The sequence below is a fragment of the Streptomyces sp. NPDC014801 genome (genome assembly GCF_043082085.1).
Taxonomy (GTDB): Bacteria; Actinomycetota; Actinomycetes; order Streptomycetales; family Streptomycetaceae; genus Streptomyces.
Map to the genome: position 1 here is coordinate 670,540 of NZ_JBIBXG010000001.1, position 13,504 is coordinate 684,043.

Here is a 13,504-nt window from a genome sequence, read left to right on the forward strand (position 1 = left end):
CCACCAGGGGAGGACCAGCACATGGGCGTCACGCTCGCCAAGGGGGGCAACGTCTCCCTGTCCAAGGCCGCACCGAACCTCACCCACATCATGGTCGGGCTCGGCTGGGACGCGCGCTCCACCACCGGCGCGCCCTTCGACCTGGACGCCAGCGCGCTGCTGTGCGGCGCCGGCAACCGGGTCCTCGGCGACGAGTGGTTCGTCTTCTACAACCAGCTCAAGAGCCCGGACGGCTCGGTGGAGCACACCGGGGACAACCTCACCGGTGAGGGCGAGGGCGACGACGAGTCGATCCTCGTCGACCTCGCGAAGGTGCCCGCCCACTGCGAGAAGATCGTCTTCCCGGTCTCCATCCACATGGCCGACGAGCGCGGCCAGACCTTCGGCCAGGTCTCCAACGCCTTCATCCGCGTCGTCAACCAGGCCGACGGCCAGGAGCTCGCCCGCTACGACCTCAGCGAGGACGCCTCCACCGAGACCGCCATGATCTTCGGCGAGGTCTACCGGTACCAGGGCGAATGGAAGTTCCGGGCCGTGGGACAGGGGTACGCGTCGGGGCTGCGGGGCATCGCTCTAGACTTCGGGGTCAATGTTTCGTAAAGCCGAGTGCGGCGCGGGGGAGCAGCCGCTCCCCCTCCTCGCCTCGCTCGGGGGGACCCCCGACACAGGATTGGGTAGCCAGTGCTTCTGAAAACCTTCGGCTGGTCGTTCGCGGTCACCGCGGTCGGGCTGGTCGCGGCGGTCTTCTACGGGGGGTGGGAGGCCTTCGGCATCGTGGCGATCCTCTCCATCCTCGAGATCTCGCTGTCCTTCGACAACGCGGTGGTCAACGCCGGAATCCTGAAGAAGATGAATGCCTTCTGGCAGAAGATCTTCCTCACCGTCGGCGTCCTCATCGCGGTCTTCGGCATGCGCCTGGTCTTCCCCGTGGTGATCGTCGCGATCAGCGCGAAGATGGGCCCCATCGAGGCCGTCGACCTCGCCCTGAACAACAAGGACCGCTACCAGCAACTGGTCACCGACGCGCACCCGGCGATCGCCGCGTTCGGTGGCATGTTCCTGCTGATGATCTTCCTCGACTTCATCTTCGAGGACCGGGACATCCAGTGGCTGCGCTGGATCGAGCGGCCGCTGGCCAAGCTCGGCAAGGTCGACATGCTGTCGGTCTGCATCTCCCTGATCGTCCTGCTGATCACCTCCTTCACCTTCGCCACCCACGCCCACCAGCACGGCGGCGCCCACGCCGACAAGGCGCAGACGGTCCTCATCGCCGGTATCGCCGGCCTGATCACCTACATGATCGTCGGCGGTCTGTCCGGCTACTTCGAGGACAAGCTCGAAGAGGACGAGGAACGCGAGCACGAGGAGGAGGAACAGGCCGAACGCACCGGCAAACCGCGCAACGCGGTCAAGCTGGCCGGCCAGGCCGCGTTCTTCATGTTCCTCTACCTGGAGGTCCTGGACGCGTCCTTCTCCTTCGACGGCGTGATCGGCGCGTTCGCCATCACCAACGACATCGTGCTCATGGCCCTCGGTCTCGGCATCGGCGCGATGTACGTCCGTTCGCTCACCGTCTACCTGGTCCGCCAGGGCACCCTCGACGACTACGTCTACCTGGAGCACGGCGCCCACTACGCCATCGGCGCCCTCGCCATCCTGCTGCTGGTCACCATCCAGTACCAGATCAACGAGGTCATCACCGGCCTGGTCGGCGTCATCCTGATCGCCTGGTCCTTCTGGTCCTCCGTCCGCCGCAACAAGGCCCTCGCGGCGGCCGAGGGCGGAGCCGGCTCGGACGACAAGACCGAGATCTCCTCCGGGGTGTGACCACCTCCCCGGCGAGGGAACGCTTCACGGCGGGGCGGCGTGCAGGACACATCTCCTGCGGCCGTCCCGCCGGTCTGTGCCGTGACACCTGGGGGCGGGAATGGGATTCTTCGACGGGCTGCTGGGCGGGCGTGCCGCCGACTTCGACTCGGGCAGCGCCGGGACCAACGCGATAGAGCTGACCAAACGGCACCGCCAGGTCTCCCTCACCCAGCAGGGCGCCGCCACCGGCAACCTGCGGGTCAACCTCACCTGGCGGATGCGCACCTCCGACATCGGCGGCCCCCAGCGCGAGAGCCTGCTGCGCCACCCCTTCAAGGCCCTCAAACCGCCGGAGGTCCTCGGCCACAGCCAGTCCATGGTCAACGTCGACCTCGACCTGGGCTGCCTGTACGAGCTGACCGACGGCACCAAGGGCGTCGTCCAGCCGCTCGGCGGCTTCCTCGGCGACGTCAACGCACCGCCGTACGTGAAAATCACCGGCGACGACCGGTTCGGGTCCGGCTCGGGGGAGACGATGTACGTCAACCTCGACCACCGCGAGGACATCAAACGGCTGCTCGTCTTCGTCTACATCTACGACCAGACGCCCGCCTTCGACCGCACACACGCCATCGTCACGCTGTACCCGAGCAACGGGCCCCGCATCGAGATCGGCCTCGACGAGCGGCACCCGCAGGCCCGCTCCTGCGCCGTGGTGATGATCGAGAACGTGAAGGGGGAGCTGATCGTCCGCCGCGAGGTGAAGTTCGTCTACGGCTTCCAGGGCGAGATCGACCGGCTCTACGGCTGGGGGCTGCAGTGGGGCCGGGGCTACAAGACGAAGGCCGAGCGCTGAGCGGGCCGCGGCCGCACACCCGGGGCCGGGGCGCGAGCGGCCGCCCCCTGCGCGCGGGAGCGGTGGCCGGCTCCCGGCCGGCCGGGAACGCTCAGCGGCCGATGAACTGCGGACCCATCGGCGGCAGCCGGAAGTCCCCGTCGGGCGCGGCGGCCGCCGGCTGCGGGTAGCCGTAGCTGCCCGGCGCCGCCGCCGGGGGATAGCCGTACGCCGGCTCCCCCTGCGGATAGCCGTACGCCGGCACCGGGGCCGTCGCCGGGGGCTGCTGCGGATAGCCGTACCCCGGCTGGGTCGGCACCGCCGACGGCTGCTCCGGCGGCAGCGGCTGCGACCCCGGCGAGACGGCGGCCGGTGCGGTGGACGCCTGCCCGGCCTCCGCCGCCGGAGCGGGCGCGGAATCCTCTCCCGCCGCGGGCGCGGCCTCCTCCGACTCGTCCACCGAGATGCCGAAGTCCGTCGCCAGGCCCTTCAGCCCGTTCGAATAGCCCTCGCCGAGCGCCCGGAACTTCCAGCCCTCGCCCCGCCGGTACAGCTCCCCGCAGATCAGCGCCGTCTCCTGCCCGGTCTCCGGCCGGATCGCGAACGACGCCAGCGCCTCACCGTCCGCCGCCGACGCGTCGTACACCAGGATGCTCAGATCCCGCACCCGCTCGAAGGCCACCCCGTCCGCGGAGGCGACCAGCAGGATGCGGGACACGCCCGCCTCCACACCCGTCAGCTCCGTCTGGATCGTGTCGGTCAGGGCGTCGGCCAGCCGCTTCTTGCCCAGCCGCCACACCACCCCCGACGGATGCCGCGGCTGGTTGTAGAACACGAAGTCCTCGTCGGAACGCACACGGCCGTCCGGACCCAGCAGCAGCGCCGAGGCGTCCACGTCCGGCACGCCCTGCCCGGGCGTCCAGCGCAGGACGGCACGGACCGTCGTGGCCTGGACCGGGACGTTCGACCCCTTCAGCATCGCGTGCGTCATGCCGTCATCCTGCCTTCTGAGTCCTGTCCACGACAACGCGGGGTCGCACCCGCCCCGACCCGGCGCGGCCTCCGTCCCGTTACTTGAAATTCATGCCCCGCGGGAACTCGGGACATGGATCCGTACGTACTATTACCGGCCACCTTCTACCGCATCCACAGGCCAGATCCTTGCGCCCCGGGGGAGTTACATGCGTCATTTCGGGCACATCGCCCCTGAGGTGCGGGAGCGCCTCTTCCACCGCCAGCCCTGCGAGTTCACCACCGGCTCCCCGGCCCGGCTGCTGTCCGCCGCGCTCGGCGCCACCCTGTACAGCCCGGCGACCCGGCCGCAGCTGGCCGCCGACATCCGCAAGCAGGCCGCGCGCGGCGTCGTGTCGATGGTGCTGTGCCTGGAGGACTCCATCAACGACGAGGACGTCCCGCACGGCGAGGACAACCTCGTCCGCCAGTTCGCCGACCTCGACGCCCACCCCGGCGAGGACCTGCCCCTGCTGTTCATCCGCGTCCGCACCCCCCAGCAGATCCCCGACCTGGTCCGCCGGCTCGGACCCACCGTCCGCCTGCTGTCCGGCTTCGTGTTCCCGAAGTTCACCGAGGAACGCGGCATCCCCTTCCTGGAGGCCCTCGCCGTCGCCGAGGCCGACTGCGGCCACCGCCTGTTCGCCATGCCGGTCCTGGAATCCCCCGAGCTGCTCTACCGCGAGTCCCGCGTGGAGACCCTGGAGGGCATCTTCCGCTCCGTCGACAAGTACCGCGACCGCGTCCTCGCCCTGCGCCTCGGCGTCACCGACTTCTGCTCCAGCTACGGCCTGCGCCGCGCCCCCGACATGACCGCCTACGACGTCCAGATCGTCGCCTCCGTCATCGCCGACGTCGTGAACATGCTCGGCCGCGCCGACGGCACCGGCTTCACCGTCACCGGACCCGTCTGGGAGTACTTCCGCGTCTCCGAGCGCATGTTCAAGCCGATGCTGCGCACCAGCCCCTTCCTGGAGGGGCAGGCCGTCGAACTGCGCGAGAGACTGATCGAGCACGCCATGGACGGACTGCTGCGGGAGATCACCCTCGACCAGGCCAACGGCCTGCTCGGCAAGACCTGCATCCACCCCTCCCACGTGCTGCCGGTGCACGCGCTGTCCGTCGTCAGCCACGAGGAGTACAGCGACGCCCAGGACATCCTCAGACCCGAACGCGACGGCGGGGGCGTCCTGAGGTCGGCCTACACCAACAAGATGAACGAAGTGAAGCCGCACCGCGCCTGGGCCGAGCGCACCCTGCTGCGCGCCGAGGTCTTCGGCGTCGCGGGCGAAGGCGTCAGCTTCGTGGAACTGCTCGCCGCCGGCATACCCGGCCGATGACACAGGGACGGATGAGAAACGCAGTGAACAACGGGGTCTGGTCCGGGACCTGGGTCGCCGAGCGGCTCGGCGTCGAACTCGTCGGCGACGACGAACTGACCGAGCTGCTGGGGCTCGCGCTGCGCCGCAACCCCAAGCGCGCACACCTGCTCGTCTCCCACGTGCTCGGCAAGCACGTCCCGCAGTCCCCGTCCGTCGTCCACGGCTCCGGGCTCGCCCTCGGCCGGCGGGTACGGGACCTGCTCGGCCCCGCCGAAGCGGCCCGCGCCGTCGTCCTCGGCTACGCCGAGACGGCCACCGGCCTCGGCCACTGCGTCGCCGACGGCCTCGGCAGCGCCCCCTACCTGCACTCCACCCGCCGCCCCGTGCCCGGCGTCCCCCAGGCCGGCGGCTTCGAGGAGTCCCACTCCCACGCCACCACCCACCTGCTGCTGCCCGAGGACCCGGCCCTGCTCGCCGGGGACGGCCCGCTGGTCCTCGTCGACGACGAGTTCTCCACCGGCAACACCGTCCTCAACACCATCCGCGACCTCCACGCACGCCACCCGCGCCGGCGGTACGTCGTCGTCGCCCTGGTCGACATGCGCTCACCGCAGGACGCCGGCCGCCTGGACGCCTTCGCCGGGGAGATCGGCGCACGGGTGGACCTGGTGGCAGCGGCCTCGGGCACCGTGAAGCTGCCGCAGGACGTCCTGCACAAGGGACGGGAACTCGTCGCGCGGCACGAGGCGGGGGCGCGCGACGGTGACATGGGCGGCTCCGCCCCGAACGCCCTGCACGGTCGCCTCACCCGAGTCGATCTGCGCTGGCCCGCCGGCCTCCCCGACGGCGGCCGCCACGGCTTCACCCCCACCCACCGCAGGCGCCTGGACGCCGCCCTGCCGGCGATGGCGGCCCGCCTCGCCGACGCGATACCCGGCACGGCGCGCCGCGTCCTCGTCCTCGGCACCGAGGAGCTGATGTACGCCCCCCTGCGCCTCGCCCGCGAACTGGAGCAGATCACCGACGCCGAGGTGCGCTACTCCACCACCACCCGCTCACCCGTCCTCGCCGTCGACGACCCCGGCTACGCCATCCGCACCCGCCTGGTCTTCCCCGCCCACGACGACCCCGCCGACGGCCCCGGCGAGCGCTACGCCTACAACGTCGCCGGCGCCGGCTTCGACACGATCGTCGCCGTCGTCGACTCCGCCGGCGCCACGCCCGCCCTGCGCGCCCCCGGCGGCCTGCTCGACCGGCTCGCCGCGCACACCCCGCACGTGGTCCTCACCGTCGTACCGTCGTACGTCCCCGAGTCCGCGACCGCCCCCGAAAGGCCCCCGATGCTGCCCGAGCCCCTCCGCGGCCCCGCCTTCTCCTGCTACGCGCCCGACGAGGTCGGCTGGCTGCTGCAGGACCTCTCGGACGTCACCCTGGAGGCGCCGACCGAGGAACGCGAGGAGGCCATCCAGAGCGGCGGCGCCCACTACGCCGAGTCGCTGCCCGTGGAGTACCAGCCCAGCGAGCAGTACCAGACCCTCTTCCACCAGGCCCTGGACGCCTCCGCCGCCCGCATCGCACACGCCGTCGGCGTCGTCACCGAGACCGTCGTCGCCGAACGGTCCCCGCGCCCCGTCCTCGTCTCCCTCGCCCGCGCCGGCACCCCCGTCGGCGTCCTCATGCGCCGCTGGGCCCAGCACCGGCACGGCCTGGACCTGCCGCACTACGCCGTGTCCATCGTCCGCGGCCGCGGCATCGACGCCAACGCGCTGCGCTGGCTCGCCGCCCACCACGACCCCTCCGACGTCGTCTTCGTCGACGGCTGGACCGGCAAGGGCGCCATCACCCGCGAACTCGCCGACGCCATAAGCGAGTTCGAGAAGACCCACGGCATCACCGGCTTCGACCCCGAGATCGCCGTCCTCGCCGACCCCGGCTCCTGCGTGCGCACCTACGGCACCCGCGAGGACTTCCTCATCCCCTCCGCCTGCCTCAACTCCACCGTCTCCGGCCTCATCTCGCGCACCGTCCTGCGCGCCGACCTCGTCGGCCCGCACGACTACCACGGCGCCAAGTTCTACCGCGAACTCGCCGGCGCCGACGTCTCCGGCGCCTTCCTCGACGCCGTCTGCGCCCGCTTCCCCGAGGTCGCCGACACCGTCGACGCCGCCGCCAAGGAACTCCTCGCCGCCGACCGCACCCCCACCTGGGCGGGCTGGGCCGCCGTCGAACGCATCAGCGAGGAGTACGGCATCCACGACGTCAACCTCGTCAAACCCGGCGTCGGCGAGACCACCCGGGTACTGCTGCGCCGCGTACCGTGGAAGATCCTCGCCCGGCAGGACGCCGGCCCCGACCTCGACCACGTCCGCCTGCTCGCCGCACAGCGCGGCGTCCCCGTGGAGGAGGTCGGCGACCTCCCCTACACCTGCGTCGGACTGATCCACCCCCGGTACACGCGCGGCGCGACCGGCGCCGACGGCAAGGCGGTGACGGGCTGATGCGCACCCTGGTGGCGAGCGACCTCGACCGCACGCTGATCTACTCCTCGGCGGCCCTCGCGCTGACCATGCCCGACGCCCGCGCACCACGCCTGCTGTGCGTCGAGGTCCACGAGAGCAAACCCCTGTCGTACCTGACCGAGACCGCCGCCCAACTGCTCACCGACCTCGGCGACACGGCCGTCTTCGTCCCCACGACCACCCGCACCCGCAAGCAGTACCAGCGCATCAACCTGCCCGGCCCGCCGCCCCCGTACGCCATCTGCGCCAACGGCGGACACCTCCTCGTCGACGGCGTCTGTGACCCCGACTGGCACCGGCAGGTCACCGACCGCCTGGCCGGCGAGTGCGCGCCCCTGGCCGAGATCCAGGACCACCTGCTGCGCACCGCCGACCCCGTCTGGGTCCGCAAGCACCGCACCGCCGAGGACCTCTTCGCCTACCTCGTCGTCGAACGCGACCTGCTGCCCGGGGAATGGGTGAAGGAACTCGCCGCCTGGGCCGAACCCCGCGGCTGGACGGTCTCCCTGCAGGGCCGCAAGATCTACGCCGTACCCCGGCCGCTGACCAAGAGCGCCGCGGTACGCGAGGTCGCCCGCCGCACGGGCGCCGCCCTCACCCTGGCCGCCGGCGACTCCCTGCTGGACGCCGACCTTCTGCTCGCCGCCGACCGCGGCTGGCGCCCCGGCCACGGCGAACTCGCCGACGAGGGCTGGACGGCCCCCCACATCACGGCACTGCCGGAGCGGGGGGTACTGGCGGGGGAACGCATCCTGCGGGAGTTCCTGAAGACGGCGCGCAAGACGACCCCGTAACGACAAGGACCCGGGGGCCGCAGCCCCCGGGGTACTCACCCGCAGCAGCCCCCGCCGCAGCAACCGCCCCCGCCGCCCGCTCCGGCGCGGGGCGCGGGCGCGGCGGCCGACGCGGTACCGCCCACCGCCACCGTCGACAGCAACTTCACCGTGTCGTCGTGCCCGGCAGGACACGACGCCGGCGCGGAGGACTCCGCCATGGGCCGGCTCAGCTCGAAAGTGTCACCACAGGTACGGCACCGATACTCATAGCGAGGCATGCCCACAGACTAACCGGCGTCCCCGCCGCGCAGAACGGACAGGCGTGCCGGTCCGACGGGCGCGCCGGTTCGGCAGACAAGGCGCGTGCCGGCCCCGCCGTACTGACCGGCGTACAGGCGACGACGCACCACTGACCGGCGGGCCGGCCCCGCACCACTAACCGGCGTGATGCCCCCGCTCCTCGCGGATCAGGGCGACGACCCGCGCCACCGACTCCCGCACCGCCTCCGTCTCCGTCAGGAAGTGCCAGTAGTCGGGATGCCGCCCGCCCTCCAGCGAGGCCACCGCGCGCTCCAGCCGCGCCACCGCCTCGTCCAGCGGCCCGGCATGCCGCGGATCCGGCGTCGTCCGGCCCGTCATGGCCAGCCGCTGCGCGTCCCGGATCGCGAACCGCGTCCGCTCGATCTCCTGCTGCGGATCCTTCTGCACCGCGTTCAGCCGCCGCAGCCGCTCCCCGGCCGCCGACACGGCCTCGTCGGTCGTGTTCAGCAGCGCCCGCACCGTCGACAGCAGCGCCGTCGCGTCCGCCCACCGCTGCGCGTCCCGCGCGCCCTGCGCCTCGCGCAGCTTCAGCTCCGCCTGCCGCACGTTCTGAGCCGCCTGCTCCGGCACCGGCTGCAGATCCTGCCAGCAGGCCACCGTGAACCGCCGCCGCAGCTCGCTCAGCACCGGCTCCACCTGCCCGGCCCGCGTGGTCAGCGCCTGCGCCCGGGTCCGCAGCGACACCAGCCGGTGGTCGATCTCCGCCGCCCGCTCCGGCAGCCGCTCGGCCTCCGCCCGGATCGCCCCCGCCTCCCGCGCCACCCGCTCCGCGCGCTCCAGCGTGGCCGCCACCCCGTGCTGCCCGGCCCCCTGATTCAGCTTCGTCAGCTCCGGCGACAGCGCGGCGAGCCGCGCCGCGAGATCGTCGGCACGCAACCCCGCCTGCCGTACGGCGTCCAGCGCGCCGGTCGCCGCCAGCAGCCCCTGCCGGGCCCGCTCCACGGCCGGAGCGACCCGCGCCAGCTGCGTCTCCGCCTTGCCCAGCAGCGGCCCGAGCCCCTCACCGAACCGGTCCAGATCCCCCTTGACCCGCTGCAACTCCTCCCGGGCCCGCGTCAGCTCCGTGCGCGCCCGCGCGGCGGCGGACGCCTCCAGGTCGTCCCGGTCCAGGTCATGGGCGTCCACGGCCGTGATGTACTGCTGCGACACCTCGTCGATGCGCTGCCCCAGCGCGGCGAAGTCGGCGACGGCCCGGCGGGCGGCCGGCGAGTCGTCCACGGCCGTGATCGTCTCCACCGAGATCCGCAGGTCCCGCTGGGCGGTGTCCAGTTCGTAGAAAGCGGCGGCGGCGGCGTCCTTCGCGGCCTGCGCCTCGGCCCGCTGGCTCTCCGCCCGCCCGCCGAACCAGCGCCGCGTACCCCCGCCGGCGAAGGCGGCCGGCAGCGCCAGCACCGCCACGAGCGGCAGGGCGACCAGCGTCAGCGTGTCCCGCACGGCACGCGCGGACGACCCCGACGGCGACGAGTAAGGCTGCGCTGGTGTCGCCGTCACATCCCTCTCCCGTACTGCGTTCGACCCGGCCCGATGTCATTGTCCCACCGGTGGAAGACGAACACACGGGCCGGTCAGTTCGCCGACCGCACCGCGATTTTCCCGTCCTGGGTCCGCACGGAGACGACATGCGCGCTCGCGTCGTCCCGCGGCACGGACACATGCACGCTCCCGTCGTCCGTCGCGGTCGTGAGCCGGTAGCGCGCCGACGGCAGCGCCAGTGTCACGGACCCGTCGTCACTGACGGCCTCCACCCGGTCCGGCACGGCGCTCAGCCGCACGTCCACCGACCCGTCCTGGGTCCGCGCCCGCACGTCGGCGGAGGCGACCTCGGCCCGCACGGAACCGTCGTCGCTGCGCAGCGACAGCGGCCCGGAAGAGTCGGTGACGTGCACCGACCCGTCCTCGGTCCGCACGCTCAGCGCGTCCCGGAACCCACGGACCCGCACACTGCCGTCCCTGTCCTCCACCCGGACGGCGACCCCGCGCGGCACCTCGATCCGGTGCCGGGCCGCGCAGTCGGCGACCAAGCCCGAGCAGTGCATCCGCAGCACCAGCCGGTCGTCCTTCATCGCCCAGGTCACCTCGGGCTTCCCGCCCAGCACGACGGACGCCTCGAACCACCGCGTCACCCGCACGCCCCGACCGGCCTTCCCGTCGACGGCGACGATCTCCAACGCCGAGTCGTCCGAGTCCACGGTCAACGTCGGCCCCCGCAACGCGAAACTCCGCTGCTCGGGCTCCTTGTCGTCCCCCGGCGAAGCACACCCGGCAACCCCCGCGACCAGGACGGCGACCATCGCAGCCCCCACGCCACCCCGCACCCAAGCCCCCACGCCCACTCCCCCCGACCGCCCCGATCGGGGCCCCGACAACACCCCACCGACCCTAGGCACCCCCCACCCCTCACACGATCCGGCTCCCTCCCGCATCCCGCCGGGGGACAACCCCCGGGCGGCCGGTGAAGGGGAGGGAGGCGGGCGTCCTGGTGCCGAACGGGTGACTTCCCGCGCGGAGAGTCGTTGCACGAGGCGAACGGACCTTCGGACGTCGTCAGGGGCTGCGGATGGGCACACCACGGCAGGTGGCAGCGCCGCTCGTGGTGCCCGCTCCCGCAGGCGTGACGATCCGGACGCGGCTGCGGCTCACGCCCGCGGACGAGACGGTGCTGACCGAGGTGGGCGGGTTCCTCGGCTCGTTGGCGTCGCAGGACCTCGCCGTGCGCGCGCGGTCCGGCACCGCCCACGACGCGGACTCGTGGCCCGACCGCAAACGGCTCCTGACCGCCCGGTCGTCGTCACGGTGGGCCGGCAGCATCACCAGGGCGACACACGACCAGTGGGCGTCGGCGCGACGCGCCCAGGCGGCCGAGCGGGCCTGGCTGCGCGGCGAGATCACGCGGATCCGCGCCCGGCTGTCCCGGCCGCTCGGCGCCAAGGCCGACAAGCGTTGCGGCCTGCCGCGTGGCTATGCCACCCGATCCGAGTGGCACGGCAAGTCCCGCAGGCTGAGCGCCCTGCAGGACCGGCTGGCCGCCGTGGAGGCGGACTGGGCGGCGGGCAGCGTGCACGTGGTGCGCGGCGGCAAGAGGCTCGCCCGCCTGCGCCACCGCCTGGGCGACGCCGGGCTCGGCGCGCCGGACTGGCGCAAGCGCTGGCAGGCCGCGCGCATGTTCCTGGCAGCGGACGGGGAGTCCGGGAAGCGCTTCGGCAACGAGACGATCCGCGTGACCGACGCCGGACAGCTCTCGCTCAAACTCCCCAGGCCCCTGGCACACCTGGCCAACGCCCCCCACGGCCGGTACGTCCTGGACGGCGCGGTGGCTTTCCGGCACCGGGCCGGGGAGTGGCGGGACCGCATCACAGCGGACCGGGCCGTGGCATACCGCATCCAGCACGACGCCGTGCGCGGCCGCTGGTACCTGACCGCCTCCTGGCAGCGTCCGGCCGCTCCCGTTCCGCCCCTGCGCGCCGTGCTGGCCCGCGGTGTGCTCGCCGTGGACATGAACGACGACCATCTCGCCGCCTGGCACCTCGACGCACACGGCAATCCGGTCGGTGCGCCCCGCCGGTACGTCTACGACCTCTCGGGCGGCGCCTCGCACCGGGATGCCCAGATCCGGCACGCGCTGACCCGGCTGTTGCACCACGCCCGGCGCTGCGGGGTCGGGGCCGTGGCGATCGAGGATCTGGACTTCGCCGACGGGACCAGCCGCGAACAGCACGGCCGGAGCAAGCAGTTCCGCCGGCTGGTCTCGCGTTTCCCCACCGCCGGGCTCAGAGGGCGGCTGGTGTCGATGGCGGCCGACCGGGGCTTCGCGATCGTCGCGGTGGACCCGGCGTACACCTCGCAGTGGGGGGCTCGGCACTGGCAGAAGCCCCTGTCGACGCCCGCACGCGAGATCACCCGCCACGACGCGGCCGCCGTGGCGATCGGACGGCGTGCGCTCGGCGTTCCGATCCGGCGTCGGACGGCACCGCCCCCACGGGACCGGAGGGATCCCGCGGGGCATCGGACCGTCCAGGCCGGACCGGAGGGCCGGGCGCACGAGGGACCCCGCCCCCGCCTTCCCGGACCACGGACACGATCCGTGCCGCCCGGACGCGGTGCGAACGCGGGCGACCAGCGTGCCCAGGACCACTCGGGGTGCGCGGTCGAGCAGGCGTCCCGGTCGCGGGGCGCACCGTCGCTCGATCCTTGAGGACACGGCTGCGTCTGTGCCCGCCCCACGGGTTTGCGGGACACGGCCCGGGACAATGTAGGCTGTCGGCTTGTTCCGGGTGCGTAGCTCAGTGGTAGAGCGCCTGCCTTACAAGCAGGATGTCGGCGGTTCGAAACCGTCCGCGCCCACCGGATCGAGGGCCTTCGGGTGATACCCGGGGGCCCTTTGTCGTGTTCCGGGGGTCGTGGGGCGCGGTGGGTGGGGCTGCTGCTTACGATGTGGCGCGTGGGACGGTTCGAGTGGGTGACTTCCGGGCGGCCGCGGGTGCGGTCGTGGCGGGTGGTCGCCGTGCTCGGGCTGCTGGTCGGGTTGCTGGGCATGCATGCGCTGGCGCCCGGGGGCGGCATGCCGGGGGCCCATGAGCATCAGCGCGTGCGGGAGACCGTCGCCGTCGTGGCCGGGGACGGGTGTTCCGGGGACGACGGGCACTGCGGGGGCGGGCATGTACGGCATGCCGACGCCACCTGTGCCTCCGCCGCCGTGAGCGGTGGGCCCGTGCTGCCCGCGCCGGTCGCCGACCCGGGGCCCGTCGTCGTACCGGACGACGCCGTGTGTGGGTACGTCGGTGCCGCGCCCGACGGGGCTCGTGCCCCGCCCTCTCTGGCCGAACTCCAGCTTCTGCGGATCTAGACACCCCCCGTGCCGTGCCGTCGTTTCGCGGCGCGGTGCGTTCGCGTGTCCTCAGACGTTCCGTACTT

The 13,504-nt window shown here is 72.8% G+C and carries 12 protein-coding genes and 1 tRNA gene; 9 read left to right on the plus strand and 4 right to left on the minus strand.

The window, feature by feature from the left end:
* Positions 1-21 precede the first annotated feature (21 nt).
* The 3 genes from ACF1AL_RS02925 (at position 22) to ACF1AL_RS02935 (ending at position 2,665) form a co-directional block, all read left to right on the plus strand.
* The gene (locus ACF1AL_RS02925; protein ID WP_366840888.1) at positions 22-600 is read left to right on the plus strand and encodes a TerD family protein; all 579 of its coding nucleotides are present in this window, start codon (positions 22-24) and stop codon (positions 598-600) included.
* An 81-nt stretch (positions 601-681) separates the two neighbouring features.
* On the plus strand, positions 682-1,827 hold the full coding sequence (locus ACF1AL_RS02930) for a DUF475 domain-containing protein (protein WP_366840889.1): 1,146 nt from the start codon (positions 682-684) through the stop codon (positions 1,825-1,827).
* Between the two features lie 100 nt (positions 1,828-1,927).
* Entirely contained in the window at positions 1,928-2,665 is a 738-nt protein-coding gene (locus tag ACF1AL_RS02935; RefSeq protein WP_384209817.1) for a Tellurium resistance, read from the plus strand.
* Between the two features lie 91 nt (positions 2,666-2,756).
* On the opposite strand, the gene ACF1AL_RS02940 is transcribed toward ACF1AL_RS02935, so the two are convergent.
* Positions 2,757-3,635, minus strand: a complete 879-nt coding sequence (locus tag ACF1AL_RS02940; protein ID WP_391779961.1) for a TerD family protein — start codon at positions 3,633-3,635, stop codon at positions 2,757-2,759.
* A 190-nt stretch (positions 3,636-3,825) separates the two neighbouring features.
* On the opposite strand from ACF1AL_RS02940, the gene ACF1AL_RS02945 reads away from it, so the two are divergent.
* From ACF1AL_RS02945 to ACF1AL_RS02955, 3 genes are read left to right on the plus strand one after another with little or no spacing between them, the layout of a single operon-like run.
* The gene (locus ACF1AL_RS02945; protein ID WP_366840892.1) at positions 3,826-4,995 is read left to right on the plus strand and encodes an HpcH/HpaI aldolase/citrate lyase family protein; all 1,170 of its coding nucleotides are present in this window, start codon (positions 3,826-3,828) and stop codon (positions 4,993-4,995) included.
* Positions 4,996-5,006: 11 nt separating this feature from the next.
* Positions 5,007-7,475, plus strand: a complete 2,469-nt coding sequence (locus tag ACF1AL_RS02950; RefSeq protein WP_391825395.1) for a phosphoribosyltransferase — start codon at positions 5,007-5,009, stop codon at positions 7,473-7,475.
* A complete protein-coding gene (locus tag ACF1AL_RS02955) occupies positions 7,475-8,290 on the plus strand; it encodes an HAD family hydrolase (protein ID WP_366840894.1) in 816 nt (271 codons plus the stop codon). The genes ACF1AL_RS02950 and ACF1AL_RS02955 overlap by 1 nt, the downstream gene beginning before the upstream one ends.
* 35 nt (positions 8,291-8,325) lie before the next feature.
* On the opposite strand, the gene ACF1AL_RS02960 is transcribed toward ACF1AL_RS02955, so the two are convergent.
* The 3 genes from ACF1AL_RS02960 to ACF1AL_RS02970 all read right to left on the minus strand — a co-directional run bounded on the left by ACF1AL_RS02960 (position 8,326) and on the right by ACF1AL_RS02970 (position 10,884).
* On the minus strand, positions 8,326-8,550 hold the full coding sequence (locus ACF1AL_RS02960; protein WP_366840895.1) for a zinc ribbon domain-containing protein: 225 nt from the start codon (positions 8,548-8,550) through the stop codon (positions 8,326-8,328).
* Positions 8,551-8,707: 157 nt separating this feature from the next.
* On the minus strand, positions 8,708-10,084 hold the full coding sequence (locus tag ACF1AL_RS02965; protein ID WP_391825396.1) for a hypothetical protein: 1,377 nt from the start codon (positions 10,082-10,084) through the stop codon (positions 8,708-8,710).
* Positions 10,085-10,158: 74 nt separating this feature from the next.
* Positions 10,159-10,884: a DUF4097 family beta strand repeat-containing protein gene (locus tag ACF1AL_RS02970; RefSeq protein WP_391819350.1), complete on the minus strand. Its 726-nt coding sequence runs from the start codon at positions 10,882-10,884 to the stop codon at positions 10,159-10,161.
* Positions 10,885-11,150: 266 nt separating this feature from the next.
* Between ACF1AL_RS02970 and ACF1AL_RS02975 the strand changes: the two genes are divergently transcribed.
* The 3 genes from ACF1AL_RS02975 to ACF1AL_RS02985 all read left to right on the plus strand — a co-directional run bounded on the left by ACF1AL_RS02975 (position 11,151) and on the right by ACF1AL_RS02985 (position 13,436).
* On the plus strand, positions 11,151-12,785 hold the full coding sequence (locus tag ACF1AL_RS02975; RefSeq protein WP_391825397.1) for an IS200/IS605 family accessory protein TnpB-related protein: 1,635 nt from the start codon (positions 11,151-11,153) through the stop codon (positions 12,783-12,785).
* Positions 12,786-12,862: 77 nt separating this feature from the next.
* Positions 12,863-12,934: transfer RNA gene (locus tag ACF1AL_RS02980), tRNA-Val, on the plus strand.
* Positions 12,935-13,031: 97 nt separating this feature from the next.
* A complete protein-coding gene (locus ACF1AL_RS02985; protein ID WP_391825398.1) occupies positions 13,032-13,436 on the plus strand; it encodes a DUF6153 family protein in 405 nt (134 codons plus the stop codon).
* The last annotated feature ends 68 nt before the right edge of the window (positions 13,437-13,504 follow it).

What these genes read in the sequence shown, in the direction of transcription:
- ACF1AL_RS02925 (WP_366840888.1), top strand. Translation starts at nt 22, where the DNA reads ATGGGCGTCACGCTCGCCAAGGGGGGCAACGTCTCCCTGTCCAAGGCC.
- ACF1AL_RS02935 (WP_384209817.1), top strand. Translation starts at nt 1,928, where the DNA reads ATGGGATTCTTCGACGGGCTGCTGGGCGGGCGTGCCGCCGACTTCGAC.
- ACF1AL_RS02940 (WP_391779961.1), bottom strand. Translation starts at nt 3,635, where the DNA reads ATGACGCACGCGATGCTGAAGGGGTCGAACGTCCCGGTCCAGGCCACG.
- ACF1AL_RS02945 (WP_366840892.1), top strand. Translation starts at nt 3,826, where the DNA reads ATGCGTCATTTCGGGCACATCGCCCCTGAGGTGCGGGAGCGCCTCTTC.
- ACF1AL_RS02950 (WP_391825395.1), top strand. Translation starts at nt 5,007, where the DNA reads ATGAGAAACGCAGTGAACAACGGGGTCTGGTCCGGGACCTGGGTCGCC.
- ACF1AL_RS02955 (WP_366840894.1), top strand. Translation starts at nt 7,475, where the DNA reads ATGCGCACCCTGGTGGCGAGCGACCTCGACCGCACGCTGATCTACTCC.
- ACF1AL_RS02960 (WP_366840895.1), bottom strand. Translation starts at nt 8,550, where the DNA reads ATGCCTCGCTATGAGTATCGGTGCCGTACCTGTGGTGACACTTTCGAG.
- ACF1AL_RS02970 (WP_391819350.1), bottom strand. Translation starts at nt 10,884, where the DNA reads ATGGTCGCCGTCCTGGTCGCGGGGGTTGCCGGGTGTGCTTCGCCGGGG.
- ACF1AL_RS02975 (WP_391825397.1), top strand. Translation starts at nt 11,151, where the DNA reads ATGGGCACACCACGGCAGGTGGCAGCGCCGCTCGTGGTGCCCGCTCCC.